This is a genomic window from Flavihumibacter rivuli (assembly GCF_018595685.2).
GTDB classification, from domain to species: domain Bacteria; phylum Bacteroidota; class Bacteroidia; order Chitinophagales; family Chitinophagaceae; genus Flavihumibacter; species Flavihumibacter rivuli.
In genome coordinates this window covers 1,301,806-1,320,212 of sequence record NZ_CP092334.1, presented here as the reverse complement: position 1 = coordinate 1,320,212, position 18,407 = coordinate 1,301,806, and the positions used below count along the sequence as shown (strand labels likewise).

Sequence of the window (18,407 nt, the reverse complement as noted above, 5' to 3'; positions counted from 1 at the left end):
CAGTCAAGATAGGTTTATTGGGATTAAGCCGGTAAAGCTGTAACCCAGATCAATGATCAGGAGTCCCAAGGTCTATGAAATTTTTTCACATGAACATGAAACTCAAGATTGGATTGATTGCAGGGATAAGTATCCTGGCTATTACTAAAGTAATCGCGCAATCGAAATTGGAAAAAACGGCTGCTTCATTCATTGAACTGCATAACAGTGGAGATACGGCGGCCTATCGGCAGTACCTCGTAAATGCGGGAACTTCACCTGATAAAGTAAGTGAATGGATGCGGGGCTATGCCAATGCATACCGGATGCTAGGCAAAGTTTCTACGAGGAAGATCATTTCAACGAGTCCGGTCACTGCAGAAGCCTGGGTGCAGGATAATCAATATGATGCCTGGTGGAAGTTTACCATTTATACAGATTCCGTACAACAGTTCAAACGCAGGACCATTGAACCAGTTCCTTTCACCACACCCTATATCCAAAAGGGGAAACTCAGTACAGCACAGGTAGCCATCCAAATCGACCAGTATATCACCGGTAAACTTGGTGGCGCATTCTCCGGAAATGTACTGGTGGTAAGGGATAAGCAGCAATTGTATTTTGGTAGCTTTGGCAATAATGGTGATCAGGTTCCCAATACCCGTAAACAGTTGTTTGGCCTTGCTTCCATGGGAAAAATGTTTACGGCAATTGGTATTTTACAATTAAGGGGTATGGGTTTACTCTCCCTTGAAGATACGGTAGGGAAATTCCTGCCAGGTATAAAGAACAACACAATAAAATCCATTACCATTCGCCAACTCCTCAACCATAGTTCCGGTATGGGTGATTTTTTCAACAGCCCTGTATATGCGCAAATAAAGGACAGTATCCGCGGGGTGATGGATATGCTACCTGTATTAGAAGCAGACAAGCTTGCCTTTGAGCCCGGTAAGGGATGGCAGTATAGTAACAATGGCTACTGCCTGCTGGGTATCATCCTGGAGCAACTGGGCCGTAAGCCTTTCGGGGAGTATATCAAGACGCATATTTTTGATCCTGCCGGGATGGTAACAGCAGAGCCGGGTGATGGCGCGGGTGGTGGCCGTGCAACCGTAGATGATATGCTGGCTTTTGCACAGGCATTGCAGGCTGGAAAACTATTGTCTGATGTCAGTAAACAAGAATTGCTGGAGTATAGGGTAAATGACCATTATGGAATGGGAATGGAACACCAGCAACTGGGTAAGGAACATATTGTTGGCCATAGTGGGGGATATATCAACCAATGTACGGAACTGAATATGTACCTGAAGGAAGGATACATTGTGGTCATCTTATCGAATAGTAATCCTCCTTTCGGACATTTTGTTTCCAATAAGATCAAGGAATTGTTGGTAAGGAGTTAACTATAAATGTTTGAAATAGTGATGCCTGGTTTCATTCGCCAGGCATCATTGTTTATCTGCTTATGTAGAAACAGTGTATGTCATTTTCAATGTCTTCATTGGTTTGCCCCGGAACACCATGACCGGACCTTCTTCTTCTGAGGGTTTAAAGCCTAGTTTTTGGTAAAGGCCGATGGCCGAGACATTGTTTTCCAGCACATAAAGGAAAATGACCGGGGAAGGCGCAATATTCATTAATTCCCTGATGAGTTCCCTGATCAATTGTTCCCCGATGCCTTTTCCCCTTTTGGCAGGATCGCCTACTAGCAACCGGCCGATACGCGGGGAGTTGGGTTCATTCCAGATCAATTCCCCGAGGGCAACGGGCACTTTGTTTTCATCTTCCCCGATATACAATTGTTTAAAGGGGAATTTTTCCTGGTGCCTTCTGATCTGTTCTTTTGTTATGGGCAAATGCCAATCCGGGCCTGCAAACTGGAAAAGCAGTTCTTCGTCGGTGAACCATTTTTCCAATAAGGGAAAATCCCCCGGCTGGTATTTCCTGATAGTTAAACTGTTCATTGATGGTAACTGGTTATTTATCCATTCCCCATTGTTTGTAATTCCTGAACCATGAACTGTTCCAGGACTGGTATTTTGGGATGATGGATTTTTCAAGTCTTTGCAGGAAGTCCTTGTAATTCTTTTGTTCCAACGACGTCCAAAGACTTTCACTAACGGCGCTCATGCGGGGAAAGACCATATAGTCAACCTTGTATTGGTTCTCCATATATTCCGTCCAGACATTGGCTTGCCCACCGATCACCTTGTGTGCGAGCTTTTCTTTTTTCAGTGTGGCAGGTATAGGGTCATACTGGTAAACAGCTTCCAGCGGATTGTAACCATGAATGGCAAGGCTATCCTTGGGGTCCTTTGACTGGTAGTGGTCGAAATAGTAAGGCTTGCCCGGTGTCATGATGATGTCGAAACCTTTCCTGGCAGCCATTACAGCCTGCTTTTCGTCTCCCCAGTTCATGATGAGGGTAGAGGTGTCCAGGTCTCCTTCTGCGATTTCATGCCAACCAACAGCCCTTCTGTTGAGCTGTTTGAGGTAGCCGGCCACCTGTTCAATGAAATAGGTTTGCAGGGCTACTTCATTGGCCAGGCCTTTTTCCTTCATGAAACGCTGCGTGGCAGTATCGGCCTTCCACCAGAGCTTGCTGCATTCATCCCCTCCAATATGGATATAGGTTGAAGGGAAGAGTTCCGCAAGTTCTGTAAAGATGGCCTTGAGAAAGGTGAAGGTTTGTTCTTTAGGTGCCAATACATTGTTTTGCCGGTTATACATGCCCCATGTTGTAGCAACATTCCAGGTGGTATCCGGTTTTGTGCTGAGTTCAGGATAGGCGGCAATGGTAGCCCTGCTGTGGCCGGGGATATCGATCTCCGGGATAACATTGATGCCCCTTACGGCTGCATAGGCCAAAACATCCTTGATCTCGGCACGGGTATAATAACCGCCATAGCGTTTGCCATCATAACGGGCAGGGCTATCCTTGAAATGCCCGATCAGGGTAGAATCGCGCCAGGAGCCGATACTGTTGAGCCTGGGATAGCTCAGCACTTCCATGCGCCAGCCCTGGTCGTCCGTGAGGTGCCAGTGGAAAGTATTGAACTTATGGAAGGTAAGGTAGTCGATGTATTTTTTTACATAGTCAAGCGGGAAGATATGCCTTACTACATCCAGGTGCATGCCCCTGTAGGCGAATCGTGGATAGTCTTCAATGACAACAGCGGGAACGCGGAGCTCCTTTTGCGGGCCTATGGGCAGCAGCTGGAAAAAACTCTGCATACCATTGATGATTCCGCGGATATCCCTTGCCGTTAGTTCCACTTGTTGATGGCCGGCATCAAGGATGTACATTTCCGGCCTGTTGATCTTACTGCTGTCTTTCCGCAGCAGGATGGCGTGTTTAGGGGCCTTGGACTGATCTCCATTTAAGGGAATAAGAGCGAGTTCCAGTCCGGTCTGGAATTTGACCTGGTCCCTGAAATAGTTGGCCTGGTCCTTCCAGCTGGGTTCGTAGTAAACAGTTGAGGCAGCACTGATAGTGACGGGCTTTCCCTTCACTGGTTTAAGTGATACCGGCTTGGGGATGATGGAAAATTGTTCCTGTGAAAAGGTTGATCCACTTGTCAACAAGAAAAATGAGAGGATGATGCAAATACGTTTCATGGGGCAAAAATAGGGGATAGAAAGGGGGAATGAGGGATGTGGGGATGTGGGGATGTGGAAATGTGGACATGTGGACATGTGAAAATGTGATCTTTACGCTAATCAGTGGAAGGAGTGGACACCCCTTCCATTGCGATAAGAGGGCACGGTGTGGAGACCCACCTGTGCTAGAGCTTCGGCGGGGGGATGTGATCTTTAGGCTAACCAGTGGAAGGAGTGGACAACTTAAACCTCTGCGGGGACTCTCGTAGAATACCAGTATGAGGTTGAAAGACTTACCACCCCGCGTCGCCCCCGTTGTGTCTTATGACCAACGGGTAGTTGAACGATGAGCTTATCTGTTGGTTGCATAATTATTTCGCCTTTTGTACATCGGGGTCCCCCTCGGAAGCTACCGTGTACCCACATCTTCACCTCATCAGGCTCTCCCGCAGGGGACTCTGATGAATGTAGGATGGAGATCAATCGGGGACTCTCGAAGAGAAGTCCTATGTGGTGATAATATGTAATAGCCTCCGTCGCCCCCGTTGTGTCTTATGACCAACGGGTAGTTGAAAGATTAGCTTAACTGTTGGATGCATTAATATTTCGCCTTTTATACATCGGGGTCCCCTTCGGGAGACCCCGATGGGGGTATAAAAAGTTGTGGGTACACGGTAGCCCCTTCGGGAGACCCCGATGAAGTAAATAAAACCCCTCAAAAGCACGCATGCGCCTTTGCGTACCGTAGCGGTGTTGCGTGGGACAAGCATATCCTTTAACACCTTAGCGGGATATTCCGAAGGGGCCACCGATGGGATATCAAATATTTACCTGCTCTTGTTATGGCTTTACCGGTGGGGCATTTACCAGCCACCACCACCGCCGCCGCCACCGCCACCGCCGCTGCTACCACCACCACTGCTTCCCCCGCTGCTGCTGCTGGGTGGGGTAGAGGCAGAGGAGATGGTGCTGGATAACCCGGATGATACACCTTTGCTCAGGTCACCCATATTAAAGCCACGGGAGAAACCACCAACGGTATGGTAATAGGCCGGGCGATACCCTTGGTCAATGGCATTTAGGAGAATGCTTTGAAATTGTCCGGCCCATTCGTTCTCTACCTTAAGGGCGATAGCATAAGGCAGGTAGCGTTCAAACAATTCCAATGTTTTTTCGGGTGGCGTCAATTGCTGGTAGTAGTGCTGTTCCGCCTGGCCGAGGTACATCCGGAACCCAAGGATATGATCCGCCGTTTCCCTTCCCTTTACCGTATAGGCACTCATGATGCGGGAAAAGACGAGGTGCACTATAAACATGAACAACCAGATCGAACCTGCGATGATCAATAATGTTTTTGAGAAATTGGTCACCAGGAAAAATATCGTGGCAGCCAGGGAAAGTATAACCACTATCCATCCCGCACAACCGAATTGGGTATTCAGGGCAAACATTTCGGTCGCTTTTGCTGATCGCTTGCTACCGCGTGTAAACTTTTCGCTTAATGTCCTGGATAGCTGTCCATCCAATCGCTTTATCGTACTGTTAAAGGTTCCTTTCTTTATCTTTTCGCCATACAATTCCGCCACCCTGAAACCATAACGGCCATCATCAACCGATTGGTCAGCCCTATTGCGGGCCGATTGCCTGAATGAATAGGTGGTGGATGCAAACAGGCTGCCGGTTTGGGATACGTCTATTTCCAGTTCCCCATGTACGGCAAAGTCTACCAATGCGGCTGCAAAAAGGTGAGAACCATATTGCTGGTCCAGGATATATCCGCAATCTGCCGGGCTAAACCCTGCAGGTGGATCAAATTGCGGGTAGATGGTGCCTTTCTTAGGGTCCCTTCCTTTTTTATTCCAGATGAAAAAATAGGAACCCAGTAAAAGTAGGCCCAGTGCTCCCAGCAAGGGAATGATATAGTTGGACCCAAGGAAGTTGAATGTATTGTCGGAGGAGGTCGGAGCCAGCAATACCCCTTTTTCAATAGCAGCGGCGACAGTCAACCCTTCATACGCATTGAACCTGTTCGTACCATTGAAAAGGATGGTATGGGCATTTTCCTTTATCCCGGTGCAGTTGCGTTCGGTAGCGCCCTGGGGACCGGTATAGCAGGCCCATTCCAATATCGATGCACCTTCGGGAAAGCTGATCCTGCACGTGATGCTGTCGGCCGTAAATACCCAGCCATTGCCATTGACGTTCCAATACAGTTCATCCTTGTCAGGGTGGAAGATCAACTGCCGGTTGGTGCTGTATTCGATGCGGTAATGGTAAACACCTGTATCCAGTATCACCTCTTCACTTCCCGCCTTGATACGGATACCATTTTCCAATGACTCTGTGATATAGTGTTCCGGTTGACCATTTTTGTACAGGGCTTTCAGCTTAAAGCCTGTCCTTGTCCAGAAGCCTTTTTTATCGCGGTACTTAGTAGGGAAGTCGCGTACTATCCCACGTTGGATATCGTTGTTTTGGGAAGGTAAGCTGCCAGGGTCACCCCTTATGCCTTCATCGCCATTCCCGTTGTAGATGGTTATGTCCTCGGTTACCAACAACTCGCCATTCTTCTGGACGGTAATATTGGAGGAGAAGTGCAGGATCCTGTCGCTTGGGTCGAATGAGAACAAGGGATAGAAAGCATGGGGATTCTCCAGTGCCCTCGCAATGCCATTCTTTACTGCCAACAGGTAGGCATCCCGGCCTTGTTCCCAGGCTTTACCACCGGGGGAAAGGTTCCGGTATTGTGCATCCAGTTTGTAGAATGGATTCAATAGGGTAGCCTGTAAGACCAGGTTGACCCTGTCGCCCATGTTGGCAAGGGAAGACTTGAATTGGGTGGCACTGATCCGATGGGAGTTTGCTAACGGTAATGCCTGTTCGAAAAAAATACTGTCCACCTGCTTTTGGCTGATGAACCTTGCTGCATTAGGTGTAAGCCATTCCTGCTGCGCCTGGTTAATGCTGTAGCAGCAGCACAACTTCACAATAAAAAACAACCGGCGCCAAAGGTGCATAGGACGGTATTGAAGGTTAATCGGCCATTATTTGAAGGAAACGCCGGGAAGGTTACGAGCAGCAGCTTCTTCCTCAAAGAAAGGTTCTGCTGTGAAACCAAAGATCCCCGCAAGGATATTGCTGGGGAAAACGGCAATGGCCTGGTTGTAACTCCGGACAGTGCCATTATAATAGCGCCTGCTCTGGTTGATCCTGGTTTCCATTTCCTTGAGGTCGGCTTGCAGCGACATGAAATTGCTGTTGGCTTTCAGGTCAGGGTAGGCTTCTGCCAGGGCAAAGAAATCCATCAATGATTTATTGAGGTGGTCACCGGCATCCATTTGCTCGCTGGGGTTTGATGCTGAGGCACCTTTATTGCGCCATTTTACGATATCGGCAAGGGTGCTGCTTTCATGCAGGGCATAGCCTTTCACTGTTTCCACCAGGTTGGGGATCATGTCGTTCCTTTGCTGCAGGAAGGTGCCAATGCCACTCCAGGCTTCCTTCACAAGGATGCGTTTTTTCACTAACTGGTTATAGATAACGATAATGATGAAGAGCAGCAGGACGACTGCAATGACGAGTATACTTACTGGTGACATGTGGGTTGTTTTAGGATCAGGTATATTAAAAATACTGAATATTATTGGGCAGAAACAAAAATGCCCCCGATTGGGGGCATTAGAAAACCATTATAGCCAATACTAGAAATATTTGGTGATGCCGGGCACTGCAACCGGATAGAAACCTTCAGTATTGGGCAGTACAGGTGGTGGGGCATCCCAGGCAAAGGACTTTGGCATGATATCAATACCTGAATTGATGGCCTTCTCCCATTCGATCACCTGGCCGCTATAGGTAGCCATCCTACCCAGGATAGAGGTCATGGTACTCTTCGCACCATTCTCAGCATCACTGAACCGGAACTGGCTTTTTGCAATGGCCGCAAACAACTCATCATGCTCGGTCTGGTAGGGGTTGTTTTCTGTCTTGTAATCGAACTGGAACAAGGCGTTACCCTTGCTGTCGGTGATCTTTCCAGTGCCGCAGAATATCTTACCCTTTGTACCCACCAGTAGTTCATCCACCTTGCTCATGGTGCCGGGAATATGCCTGCACTGGCTGTTCAGGATACTGCCATCGGCATAGGTGAACTCCACATAGTGGTGGTCAAAGATCTCCCCATGGTCCTTTCCCTTGCGTACCTGCCTTCCGCCCATTCCCTGGGCACTGACAGGATAAGTTCCCTTGAACCAGTTTACGACATCAAGGTTATGGATATGTTGTTCGGTGATATGGTCGCCGCAGAGCCAGTTAAAGTAATACCAGTTGCGCATCTGGTATTCCATTTCTGTTTGTCCTGCCTTCCTGGGCCTTACCCATACGCCATCGTTGTTCCACCAGGCTTGTGCAGCGATGATATCGCCGATCAATTCTTTCCGCTTGAACAGTTCGCGGTAGGAATTCTGGTAATGGCGTTGCAGTCCTACCACCACATTCAACTTCTTCTGTTTGGCGATAGCGGCAGTAGCCAGTACTTTCTGGATACCTGCCGGGTCCACGGCCACCGGCTTTTCCATGAACACATGTTTCCCTTGTTTGATGGCTTCTTCAAAATGAATGGGCCGGAAACCCGGGGGTGTGCAAAGGATCACCACATCGGCCAGCGGAATGGCTTTCAGGTAGCCGTCGAAGCCTGCGAACTTGCGTTCTTCCGGAACATCGATGGCCTTCTTTACCCTGGCAAGTGCTTCCGCAGAATCGAATGCATCCGGCGAGGTAATGGATGTATAACAGTTGTCGATATTATCCTTAAAGGCATCTGCCATGGCCACCAGTTTTACATTCTGCTTGCTTTGCAGCGCCTGTAATACTGCACCGGTTCCCCGTCCGCCGCATCCAACCAGGGCTACTTTTATTGTGGCATCTGCACCGGAAAAGAAATTGGCCCTCGAAAGCAGTGGGGCAGTCAATAAGCCTCCTGCTATCAGGGTGGAATTTTTAACGAACTCCCTCCTGGAGGAAGTATTAGGTGTTTGTTGTGTTTTGCTCATAACAGTGCTTGTTGTTTATATGGCTTGCTATTTAATGGAATTACTTGCCCAGGTACTGTCGGTAAAAGGCTTCCGCTTCTTCCCTGGAGGGTTGGTTGAGGGGTCTTACGATCCGGAATCCTACCGCACTGGCTTCGGTAAGCCACCATTTGCTCTTGGGGATCTGGGGGTCGCGCCGGTTCCATGAAGGGTCTGATTTCATCCTTTGTGCTGAACGCAGTTTTTCGGCAGGGTCATTATATCCTCCTCCCTTCAGCGACTTGGGATAACGGGAAGGATTAAACGCTGTTAGCGGGTCCTTCTCTTTCTCTTTAAGTTGTTCCAGCCTGTTTGATTGATAATGATCGAGGGTCCACTCTGCCACATTGCCCAGCATATCATATAGGCCCCAGGGATTCGGTTTCAGGGAGCCCGATCGGTGGAATTTGTTGCCACTGTTACCCGCATACCAGGCATGTTCGCCAAGGGCTTTGGGATCATCACCAAAATAGTAAGCGGTGGTACTGCCTGCCCTGCACGCATATTCCCATTCTGCCTCTGTGGGCAGCCGGTAAAAAATGCCGGTCTTCTGGTAAAGCCAATAGCAATACATGAGGGCGGCATATTGCGACATACTGTTCACCGGGAAGCCGCCTTCCTTGCCCATGCCCAGGCTGAAGTCTATATACTGGGGACTGGGTCGGGTCACTGCATCTGCATCATTATTCTGGCTGATGGATGCATCGGTATAGAACAGGTCGAAGGCATCGCGGCTGGTTTCGTGGGTGGCCATCCAGAAAGGTGAAACCTGGATGGTGCGCTGTGGCCCCTCATCTGCCTGGCGCCCGGTTTCATTCGCAGGGCTACCCATCCTGAACTGGCCACCAGGAATGGGGACCATATTGAAAGATAGGGAAGAGCCGGGTATGTCCTGGCGATAAGGTTGAAATGCCACAGATTGTGCCTGGGTATAGAGTGTGATCGTTGATCCTGCTAACAATAGGTAATGAAGCTTGCCTTTCACCTGGGATAATTTCCCCTAATTTAAATGGGAAATCAAGACAGCGCGTCGGGAGGATTATTTTGACCAATAATTGGATAATCCTTTTGTATACCTGGCCCTAAGCTTACCATTTTTGAGTTCAGTGACCAAGAGTTCCGCCCCAAGGGAGTTTGCGAGTTGCCTTGCTTTGCGGAAGGGTAAGAGGGAACAAGCTTTTGTCAGCCAATCCGCATTTGTGCAATCGTTTGCCAAAATTGTAACGTTCACCTGCCGGGTGATGCCATAACCGGTTCGTGGATCGATAATATGGGAATATTTCTTTCCATCATAGAGGAAGTATTGGTAAACATCCCCTGATGTAGTAACTGACCTGTCGGTCAGCAACAAATGTTTTGGCTGCAGGTCCTGTTTACTGCCCGGCATGTTGATGGCAATATTCCATCCTTCCTTTCCAGGCGGTTTACCTGATACTGCGATATCGCCACTAACATCAATCAACACATCATGAAAGCCCTGCTGCCTGCAAAGGTCTAACACCTGTTGCGCGATATAACCCTGGGCAATGCCGCCCAGGTCGAGTTGCATCCCTTGCTTCAGGAGGTTAACTTCCCTGGTCTTAGCATCAAGGATCATAAACTGAGACCCGGTAAGGGCCAGTCTGGATGCAACTGAATCCGGGTGGGGCCACTCCTTTGATTTACGGGCCTTTCGCCAGAGATGGGTAAGCGGACCCAGTGTAATATCGAAGTTCCCACCGCTTAATTCGTATGCCTGTTTGGATCGCAGCAGGATAGCGAATAATGCCGGAGATGCCTTAAAAGCCGTTCCGCTTCCCGATTGCGCACATAATCGATTGAGTTCGCTGCTGTCGATATAATCACTGAAGATCAATACGAGGGAATCAACCAGCCGGTAACAGTCATGTGCCATCTGCGCGGCTGATGAACTGTCCGGGGCGTAAAGGATGATGCCGAAAGGTGATCCCATCTTCTGGGCAGAAAACTGGAATCTTTTCGTCTGTGCATGGACGGTAGTAGCAAAAAAAACTGTAAAAAGGATAAAAATCAGTCGGTACAAATTGCCTTGCTTTTGGAATGAATTGGGGTAAATTTAAGACTTCAATAATAGCTCCATGCAAAGAAGGAATTTTGTCCAGCAATTGGCACTGGCTGCAGGAACCCTGGCGGTACCTCGTCTTACAAGCGCAAATGCAAAGGTGAAGGAAGCCGACCTGTCCACCGACAAGCCTTTCAACCTGAATTATGCCATCCATGATGGCATGTTCCGCAGCCATGCCGGCGATGATTTTATTGAGCAGATCAAATTCGCGCACAGCATGGGTTTCCGGGCTATCGAGGACAATGGGATGATGGCCAGGCCGGTGGAACAGCAGAAGAAAATAGGGGAGACCCTTGCCAGGTTAGGTATGCAAATGGGGGTGTTTGTGATCACTTCCCAGAACTGGCATTGGAAAACTTCCCTCACCACAGGCAAACAGGAATTTATTGACCTGATGGTAAAGGATTGCAGGGAGGCGGTTGAAGTGGCCAAGCGTTGCGGGGCTAAATGGATGACCGTGGTGCCGGGAAATTATGAACGCAGCCTGTCGCATGACCTGCAAACGGCCAATGTGATCAATGCCTTGCGCAAGGGCGCCGGGATCCTTGAGCCGCATGGACTGGTGATGGTGCTGGAGGCACTGAGTGATAATCCCGACCTTTTCCTTCGCCATACCCATCAGACCTATATGATCTGCAAGGCAGTGAACAGTCCCTCCTGTAAGTTCCTGTTCGACATGTACCATATGCAAAGGAACGAGGGGGATATCATTAAGAACATCGACCGTACCTGGGATGAGACCCCTTATTTCCAGATAGGGGACAATCCCGGCAGGAATGAACCCGGTACCGGCGAAATGAATTACCGGAATATTTTCCGCCATATCCATTCAAAAGGCTTTAAAGGTGTCCTGGGCATGGAGCATGGCAATGCCAGGCCGGGGAAGGAAGGGGAACTTGCCCTGATCAAAGCCTACAGGGATGCGGATAATTTCCTCTGATCCAGTCCCGTATTCCAAGGTTTCCTCCTGGATGGCCGGGTAGCAAAATCACCTGTTTGCCGGATATTTGTGGTCGCAGAATTCCTTCCTTCACCCCAAATCCCCTATTTTAGCGACTTCCAAATTGTATCCGACGCATGCATGCTTTTGAAGAATTGGCTAAATCCTTTGCTGAACATTTTTCCCATTCGCATTTCCCTGCGGAGCCGTCAACCCTGTATGGCCCAGCAAGCTATTTCCTGGAATTAGGAGGGAAAAGGGTTCGGCCCGTGGCGGTACTGATGGGGAATGAGTTGTTTGATAATATCCATCCCGATGCCTGGCAGGTAGCCACCGCCATTGAACTCTTCCATAATTTCACCCTGATCCATGATGATATCATGGACAAGGCGCCCCTGCGCAGGGGCATGGTGACCGTACATGAGAAGTACGGTGAACCCACTGCATTGCTGGCCGGCGATGTGATGCTGGTGGTAGCTTATGATTACCTGAACAAGGTGCAATCCGAGCATATCCATAAGATCATCCACCTGTTCAACAGGACGGCGAAGGAAGTATGTGAAGGGCAACAGCTGGATATGGATTTTGAAAAGCAGGAAACTGTTTCACTTGATGGCTATATCCGGATGATAGAATTAAAGACCTCCGTGCTGCTGGCGGCCAGCATGAAGTTGGGAGCCATCTTAGGGGGTGCCGGGGAAGGAAACCAGAAGCATATCTATGAGTTTGGCCGTAACCTTGGGATCGCCTTCCAGGTACAGGATGATTACCTCGACGCCTTTGGCGACCCTGCTAAATTCGGAAAGCAGGTTGGCGGTGATATCCTCGCCAACAAGAAGACCTTCCTGCTCATCAAGGCTATCGAATCGGCCAATGAGGTACAGAAGGCAACCATCCAGGATTTGCTGGGATCCAATCCGCCGGATAAAGTGGAAAGGATGCTGCAGGTTTACCGGGAAATTGGGGTAGACCGCTGGGCATTTGAATTAAAGGATAAGTATTTTACCACGGCAATGCAACACCTGGAAGATATTGCAGTGGTGAGCTCAAGGAAAGAACCCCTGAAGCGACTGGCTGAATTCCTGGTGAAGCGGGACTATTGAAGCGCTGGGACAGGTGTTCATTTTGTAGCCGCTTAAGAAGTACCAGGATATTCCATCATCAAAAAGCTAGAGACCTGTTATACAAGGAAAACCTAACTGTGAAATAATTAAATGATTGCTTAAACCTACTGCATGGCAAATTCTTTATTCAGGAAAAAATCGATCGACAGGATCATCAGGGAACATGAAGAAGGCGGCTCCGACGGGCATGGCGGGCAGATGCACAAAGTGTTGTCGGTTCGCGACCTGACCTTCATGGGTGTTGCGGCAGTTATCGGTGCCGGTATCTTTTCAACAATTGGTTCCGCTGCCTATGACGGCGGTCCGGGTGTGATCTTCCTATTTATCATTACGGCCATCACCTGTGGATTCACTGCACTCTGCTATGCCGAGTTCGCTTCACGCGTACCCGTTTCCGGTAGTGCCTATACCTATTCCTATGTTACCTTTGGCGAGGTGATAGCCTGGATCCTGGGCTGGGCGCTGATCCTGGAGTACAGTATTGGTAATATAGTAGTGGCGATCTCCTGGAGTTCCTATTTCAATAATATCCTGCACAATGTATTTGGCGTAGACCTGCCCCCTTATCTGGCTACCGGTTATGAAACAGCCAAGCATGCCTGGCATGATGCAATAGCCAATAATCAACCTACTGCCGGTCTGGTGTACGAGACCGCGCCCAAGATCATGGGGATCCCCTTCATCATCAACCTTCCGGCTTTTATCATTGTGGTGCTGATCACCATGCTGGCCTATATTGGCATCAAGGAAAGCAAGAGTACAGCCAACTTCATGGTTGGACTGAAGATCGCGGTACTCATCTTTATCGCCATTATCGGGTTTTGGTTCATTTTCTCAGAAGGAACTACCGATAACTGGACCCCCTTCCTTCCCAATGGCATGTCGGGTGTACTGAAGGGCGTTTCGGCCGTATTCTTTGCCTATATCGGCTTTGATGCCATTTCCACCACCGCGGAGGAATGTGCCGATCCCCAACGCGATATGCCACGGGGCATGATCTATTCACTGGTATTGTGTACCATCATTTATGTAGTGACTACCCTGGTGATCACGGGTATGGTCAACTATAAGGAATTTTCCGGTGTGACCGATCCCCTGGCTTTTGTATTCGACAAGATCAATATGTCTAAAGTGGGGACCTTTATTTCCATCAGTGCTGTTGTGGCCGCTACCAGTGTGATGTTGGTATTCCAGATCGGCCAGCCACGCATCTGGATGAGCATGAGTCGTGATGGACTGTTGCCCAAATCATTTGGTAAGATCCACCCTAAATACCAGACCCCCTGGTTTGCCACCCTTATGACAGGATTGCTGGTGGGTATCCCTGTTTTGTTTGTGGATGATAAACTGATGACCGACCTCACGAGTATCGGTACCCTTTTTGCCTTCGTGCTGGTTTGCGGTGGGGTGTTGATCCTGCCGAGGATGGAAAAGAAGTCAGGAAAGTTCACCCTGCCCTATATCAATGGAAAATTCATCATCCCTGTGCTGGTGGCAGGATTCCTGCTCTTATCCGGTGATAGGGTGAGCAGTGCGATCGCTAATATTTCTACGGAAGGCTACCAGGAGATCCTGTTCCTGCTCTTTGTGATCGGCTCCATATTGATCGCCATCTTCTCCTTCCTGAGGAATTATTCCCTGATCCCGGTACTGGGCATGCTTTGTTGCCTCTACCTGATGATCGAGATCCCTGCCAAGAGTTGGATAGTGTTCTTCGTTTGGATGGGATTGGGGCTGGCCTTCTATTTCCTCTACGGCTACCGCAAGAGTAAGCTGGCTCGTAAATAAGTACTTAAGTTTCCAATTATAGCAGATAGGCAATATTGTTGAACCAATATTGCCTATCTGTTTTTGGGGCATGCCGGAACAGAATAATATGCTTTGCTCTATTGTATCTTTGCGCCATGAAATTTGAGATAGGCGATAAGGTGGTGGTGCGCATCACCAATGAAGAAGGGGAAGTGGTGGATATCATCAATGACAAGATGGTGATGGTTGATGTAAGGGGGGTGAAGTTCCCGGCTTATGTTGACCAGCTTGATTTTCCCTATTTTAAAAGGTTCACGGAAAAGAAACTCTTCCCGGAGAAGCCCAAACCCAAGACCTATATAGACCAGGTGCCCAAGGAGAAGATCAGGGAATTACCGCGACGCGAGCCCAACGGGGTTTGGATCACTTTTATTCCCAGGTTTGAAACGGATGAGTTCGGGGATGATGTAGTGACCTTGTTAAAAGTTCACCTTCATAACCAGAACGACCAGGGTTACCAGTTCACTTACCATCTCAATTATTTCGGCAATCCGGAGTTTGAACTGAAGAACCAGGTACTGGCCTTCCAGGATTTTTATATCCATGATATAGCTTTTGAAGACCTCAATGATAGTCCGAGTTATTGGTTCGAGTTTTCCCTGTTGAGCCCGGATAAGAAGAAGGCTGATTATTTCGAGGCTAGCCTGAAACTAAAGCCCAAACAGCTTTTTGCGAAGATCCAGGAGATCAGGGAGAAAGGTGAGCCGACATTTTCCTATCAATTGTTCAAGCAGTACCCCGATAAGGTGGAGGAAGAAAAAGTGGAGTTGGGTAAGCTGGCTGCTGCCGGCTTCAAAATGTATGAGGCTTCCAAGGCGAAGCAACACCTGCCGCCTGCCCGTACGGTGATCGACCTGCATATTGAGAAGCTCACCGATAATTGGAAGAACATGAGCAATGGTGAGATCCTGCAGTTGCAGGTAGATGAGTTTGAGAAGTATTATGAACTGGCCTTGGCTCATTACCAGCCCATGCTTACCGTCATCCATGGGGTGGGCAGCGGGCGGTTGAGGGATGAGATCCATGATATCCTGCGCCACCGGAAGCAGGTGAAGTATTTCGTGAACCAGTACCATCCGAGTTATGGTTATGGGGCCACGGAGATCTATTTTCAGTATTAAAAGGCTTTTATTTCAATTACAAAGCAAAGTCCGTTTCGCCTGCCTTCGCTGTAGCTACGGCAGGCCAGAAAGCGTGAAGAAGGCAAAGGGTGTTAATTTTTGCGTTCTCTTTGGCTCCTTTGCGCACTTTGCGTTACTAACATAATGGTTGGGTAAGCCCCTGGTTGGCCTAAGGTTCACACTTCGCCCGCCGAAGCTTTAGCGCAGGTGGGTTTCCACATTTTCACATCTCCACATCCCCACATCTCTTACCTTTGCCATTCCATCCGTGCTATCGCGGCGTGCAAACGTCGAGGAAAGTCCGGACAGCACAGGGCAATGCACCGGCTAACGGCCGGGGGACGGATATCCGTTCACAGAGAGTGCCACAGAAAATTACCGCCCGCCTTCGCTAAAGCTACGGCGGGTAAGGGTGAAAACGTAGGGTAAGAGCCTACGGTGCAGGCCAGTAATGGTCGGCGCGGGTAAACCTTGCATGCTGAAATGCCATGTATACCGGTGGTCGAGGGCGGCTCGTCCGATGATGCCGAAAGGTGTCAACGCCGGAGGGTAGGCAGCTAGATCCTGTCAGTAATGGCAGGGCCAGATAAATGATAGCAACCCCAAAAGGGTACGGAATCCGGCTTACAGGATGGAATTTTTATAACGACCAGCAACCCTGTGTCGTTATTTTTTTAGGTGCAGGGCAATGCCGGCAGCCAGTTCCATCATCCAGGCCAGGCCCAGGTGTACCACCAATCCCCCGATCACACTCTGGGAGTAACAGGCGATGATACCCAGGATCATCCCCCCGAAATAGGAGGATACACATTCCAGCAAAGGCTTACCGAAATGGATACTGCAATAGAATACCGCCATCGGGATAACGGCGGCCGGTCCCACATAGCGGGCAAACAATATGACGAGAAAGCCCCGGAAGAAGATCTCGATGGTTATAAAATCAGACCCATATCCCAGTTCATACAGGAGCTTTTGCCACCATGCCGGACCATCCGGGGCCAGGAAATTCAGGGCCTTCAGTTTGGGGTAGGTAGCCAGGAAATCGGGTTTACCAGCCACCATTGCTACCAATGGAACCATGCATGCCAATAACAAAAGGTATGGGCCCCATTGGAACCCCTTTGTATTCCAACCGATGAAAGTTCTTTTTTCCGGCAGGGCGGTCAACACCACATACAGGAGCAGGCTGGTGATCAATAAGCGTAGGGGCCAGTCGATGACCAGTCCCCAAAACCTGCCTGGTCTTTCGGGTAACCATGCCAGTAAGACTTCCTTCCAGCCCCCGGCAGTAACCTTGAAGGCAAAGAGGGCAGGGGCCAGCAGCACCAATAGTTTCAGGGCAGCCGGGAATTGTACCTCCTTGTTGATTGCAAAGTAGATCAGGTAGGGAATGCCAAATGCCAGCAGGTAGAGGGCATAGAAAGCAGCAAACCTGGCCTTTCGGGTGGGCAACTGGTAAATGAGTTTGGGTTCAATACCCCATTTGTAGTTGGCCCAAACCAACAGGGCAATGAAAACCGTTGAGAGAAACCAAAACGTTTTATTGGACTGATGAAAGAAGTCCTGGAAATAGGAAAGGAAAGAAGGCATGGTATGTCTTTGCTGCTGGTATGACCAAGATAGGTTGACCACAAATAAAGCAAAGTTTCAGTTATCCGTTAACTGAAAGGTGATTGTAGGGGATGTTCAGGTCAGGAAGAAGCTTCGCTACTGCTGAAGGAGGCCTGCATTTTCTCGAGCAGGTTGCTTTGCAGCATCTTTTCTGCAAGGCGCAGCATGTTTTTGAATGCCTTGGCATGGGAAATGCCATGGCCGATGATCACAGGTTTGCTAACACCCAGTACAGGTGTTCCGCCGTAATTCTCGAAGTTGAAGCGATCGAAGTATTCGTGATGGATCGATTTGCGGTGGGTTACTTCAAAAAGGGATTCGGCCAGTTTCAGGATGATATTACCGGTAAAGCCTTCACAAACCATTACATCGGCCTTGTCGACCAGGATATCCCGGCCTTCCACGTTGCCAATGAAATTGATGTGGGCATTTTCTTTCAGGAGCGGATAGGTAGCCTGGGCCAGCATATTGCCTTTGCCTTCCTCTTCACCAATATTCACCAATCCGACCCTTGGGTTATCGATGCCCAGGATGTGCTGGGCGTAAAGGGAACCCAATACGGCAAACTGGTTCAGGTGTTCAGGTTTACAATCGGCGTTCAGTCCCACATCCAGTAAAAGGCCGGTCTTGCCATCTTCCTTGGGAATGATGGTAGAGATCGTTGGCCTCAGTACACCTTCAATGGGTTTGATGCTGAGATGGGTACCCACCAGCATGGCTCCCGTATTACCGGCGCTGATAAAGGCGTCGATCTTGCCTTTGGCCATGTAATAGAAACCAACGGCGATGGAAGACTGCTGTTTTTCCTTGAGTGCCTTGGTAGGGTGCTCGTTCATTTCGATCACCTGGGGGGCATGTACAATTAAATAACGCTCCGCGGGAATGGCGTATTCCTCCAGGAGCGGTTTCAGCTGTGCTTCATCACCAAATAAAAAAATATGTGCCGGAGCATCATGTTCAGATAGGTACAGTTGGAGTCCCTTCACCGCTTCACGCGGCGCGAAGTCTCCACCCATCATATCCAGACCGATGTTCATCTCCGGCAACAGATCGTTTTATTGTACT

The 18,407-nt window shown here is 49.1% G+C and carries 14 protein-coding genes and 1 other RNA gene; 6 read left to right on the top strand and 9 right to left on the bottom strand.

All coding sequences use genetic code 11. The annotated features are described in order from the left end of the window. Positions 1-89: 89 nt before the first annotated feature. Entirely contained in the window at positions 90-1,388 is a 1,299-nt protein-coding gene (locus tag KJS94_RS05840; RefSeq protein ID WP_239804306.1) for a serine hydrolase domain-containing protein, read from the top strand. 60 nt (positions 1,389-1,448) lie between these two features. On the opposite strand, the gene KJS94_RS05835 is transcribed toward KJS94_RS05840, so the two are convergent. The 7 genes from KJS94_RS05835 to KJS94_RS05805 all read right to left on the bottom strand — a co-directional run bounded on the left by KJS94_RS05835 (position 1,449) and on the right by KJS94_RS05805 (position 10,695). Continuing rightward, entirely contained in the window at positions 1,449-1,949 is a 501-nt protein-coding gene (locus KJS94_RS05835) for a GNAT family N-acetyltransferase (RefSeq protein WP_214446375.1), read from the bottom strand. Between the two features lie 13 nt (positions 1,950-1,962). Beyond that, positions 1,963-3,603, bottom strand: coding sequence for a beta-N-acetylhexosaminidase (locus KJS94_RS05830; protein ID WP_214446374.1), 1,641 nt, complete (start codon positions 3,601-3,603; stop codon positions 1,963-1,965). A gap of 845 nt (positions 3,604-4,448) precedes the next feature. Then, on the bottom strand, positions 4,449-6,602 hold the full coding sequence (locus KJS94_RS05825) for a DUF2207 domain-containing protein (protein WP_214446373.1): 2,154 nt from the start codon (positions 6,600-6,602) through the stop codon (positions 4,449-4,451). A gap of 27 nt (positions 6,603-6,629) precedes the next feature. Then, positions 6,630-7,184 (bottom strand): LemA family protein, encoded by a 555-nt coding sequence (locus KJS94_RS05820; protein WP_214446372.1) that lies wholly within the window; start codon positions 7,182-7,184, stop codon positions 6,630-6,632. Between the two features lie 102 nt (positions 7,185-7,286). Continuing rightward, positions 7,287-8,636, bottom strand: a complete 1,350-nt coding sequence (locus KJS94_RS05815) for a Gfo/Idh/MocA family protein (protein WP_214446371.1) — start codon at positions 8,634-8,636, stop codon at positions 7,287-7,289. Between the two features lie 40 nt (positions 8,637-8,676). Continuing rightward, on the bottom strand, positions 8,677-9,639 hold the full coding sequence (locus KJS94_RS05810) for a formylglycine-generating enzyme family protein (RefSeq protein WP_214446370.1): 963 nt from the start codon (positions 9,637-9,639) through the stop codon (positions 8,677-8,679). 54 nt (positions 9,640-9,693) lie between these two features. Continuing rightward, positions 9,694-10,695: an FAD:protein FMN transferase gene (locus KJS94_RS05805; protein WP_214446369.1), complete on the bottom strand. Its 1,002-nt coding sequence runs from the start codon at positions 10,693-10,695 to the stop codon at positions 9,694-9,696. 55 nt (positions 10,696-10,750) lie between these two features. Here KJS94_RS05805 and KJS94_RS05800 point away from each other — a divergent pair, with 55 nt between their 5' ends. The 5 genes from KJS94_RS05800 to rnpB all read left to right on the top strand — a co-directional run bounded on the left by KJS94_RS05800 (position 10,751) and on the right by rnpB (position 16,374). Further along, the gene (locus KJS94_RS05800; protein ID WP_214446368.1) at positions 10,751-11,677 is read left to right on the top strand and encodes a hydroxypyruvate isomerase family protein; all 927 of its coding nucleotides are present in this window, start codon (positions 10,751-10,753) and stop codon (positions 11,675-11,677) included. Between the two features lie 137 nt (positions 11,678-11,814). Then, positions 11,815-12,780, top strand: a complete 966-nt coding sequence (locus tag KJS94_RS05795) for a polyprenyl synthetase family protein (RefSeq protein ID WP_214446367.1) — start codon at positions 11,815-11,817, stop codon at positions 12,778-12,780. Between the two features lie 132 nt (positions 12,781-12,912). Then, a complete protein-coding gene (locus KJS94_RS05790; protein WP_214446366.1) occupies positions 12,913-14,589 on the top strand; it encodes an amino acid permease in 1,677 nt (558 codons plus the stop codon). Between the two features lie 116 nt (positions 14,590-14,705). Next, positions 14,706-15,731, top strand: a complete 1,026-nt coding sequence (locus KJS94_RS05785; protein WP_214446365.1) for a Smr/MutS family protein — start codon at positions 14,706-14,708, stop codon at positions 15,729-15,731. 258 nt (positions 15,732-15,989) lie between these two features. Next, an RNA gene (gene rnpB, locus KJS94_RS05780) (RNase P RNA component class A) lies at positions 15,990-16,374 on the top strand. 23 nt (positions 16,375-16,397) lie between these two features. Here rnpB and KJS94_RS05775 read toward each other — a convergent pair. Then, positions 16,398-17,321 carry a CPBP family glutamic-type intramembrane protease gene (locus tag KJS94_RS05775; protein ID WP_214446364.1) on the bottom strand — a complete coding sequence of 308 codons (924 nt, stop codon included), beginning with the start codon at positions 17,319-17,321 and terminating at the stop codon, positions 16,398-16,400. A gap of 101 nt (positions 17,322-17,422) precedes the next feature. Next, positions 17,423-18,379, bottom strand: coding sequence for a phosphate acyltransferase PlsX (gene plsX, locus KJS94_RS05770; protein WP_214446363.1), 957 nt, complete (start codon positions 18,377-18,379; stop codon positions 17,423-17,425). Between the last annotated feature and the right edge of the window lie 28 nt (positions 18,380-18,407).

Excerpts from the sequence above, each read along its gene's own strand:
- KJS94_RS05830 (WP_214446374.1), bottom strand. The coding sequence starts at position 3,603 with ATGAAACGTATTTGCATCATCCTCTCATTTTTCTTGTTGACAAGTGGA.
- KJS94_RS05785 (WP_214446365.1), top strand. The coding sequence starts at position 14,706 with ATGAAATTTGAGATAGGCGATAAGGTGGTGGTGCGCATCACCAATGAA.
- plsX (WP_214446363.1), bottom strand. The coding sequence starts at position 18,379 with ATGAACATCGGTCTGGATATGATGGGTGGAGACTTCGCGCCGCGTGAA.
- KJS94_RS05820 (WP_214446372.1), bottom strand. The coding sequence starts at position 7,184 with ATGTCACCAGTAAGTATACTCGTCATTGCAGTCGTCCTGCTGCTCTTC.
- KJS94_RS05835 (WP_214446375.1), bottom strand. The coding sequence starts at position 1,949 with ATGAACAGTTTAACTATCAGGAAATACCAGCCGGGGGATTTTCCCTTA.
- KJS94_RS05815 (WP_214446371.1), bottom strand. The coding sequence starts at position 8,636 with ATGAGCAAAACACAACAAACACCTAATACTTCCTCCAGGAGGGAGTTC.
- KJS94_RS05825 (WP_214446373.1), bottom strand. The coding sequence starts at position 6,602 with ATGCACCTTTGGCGCCGGTTGTTTTTTATTGTGAAGTTGTGCTGCTGC.
- KJS94_RS05840 (WP_239804306.1), top strand. The coding sequence starts at position 90 with ATGAACATGAAACTCAAGATTGGATTGATTGCAGGGATAAGTATCCTG.
- KJS94_RS05790 (WP_214446366.1), top strand. The coding sequence starts at position 12,913 with ATGGCAAATTCTTTATTCAGGAAAAAATCGATCGACAGGATCATCAGG.
- KJS94_RS05800 (WP_214446368.1), top strand. The coding sequence starts at position 10,751 with ATGCAAAGAAGGAATTTTGTCCAGCAATTGGCACTGGCTGCAGGAACC.
- KJS94_RS05775 (WP_214446364.1), bottom strand. The coding sequence starts at position 17,321 with ATGCCTTCTTTCCTTTCCTATTTCCAGGACTTCTTTCATCAGTCCAAT.
- KJS94_RS05795 (WP_214446367.1), top strand. The coding sequence starts at position 11,815 with ATGCATGCTTTTGAAGAATTGGCTAAATCCTTTGCTGAACATTTTTCC.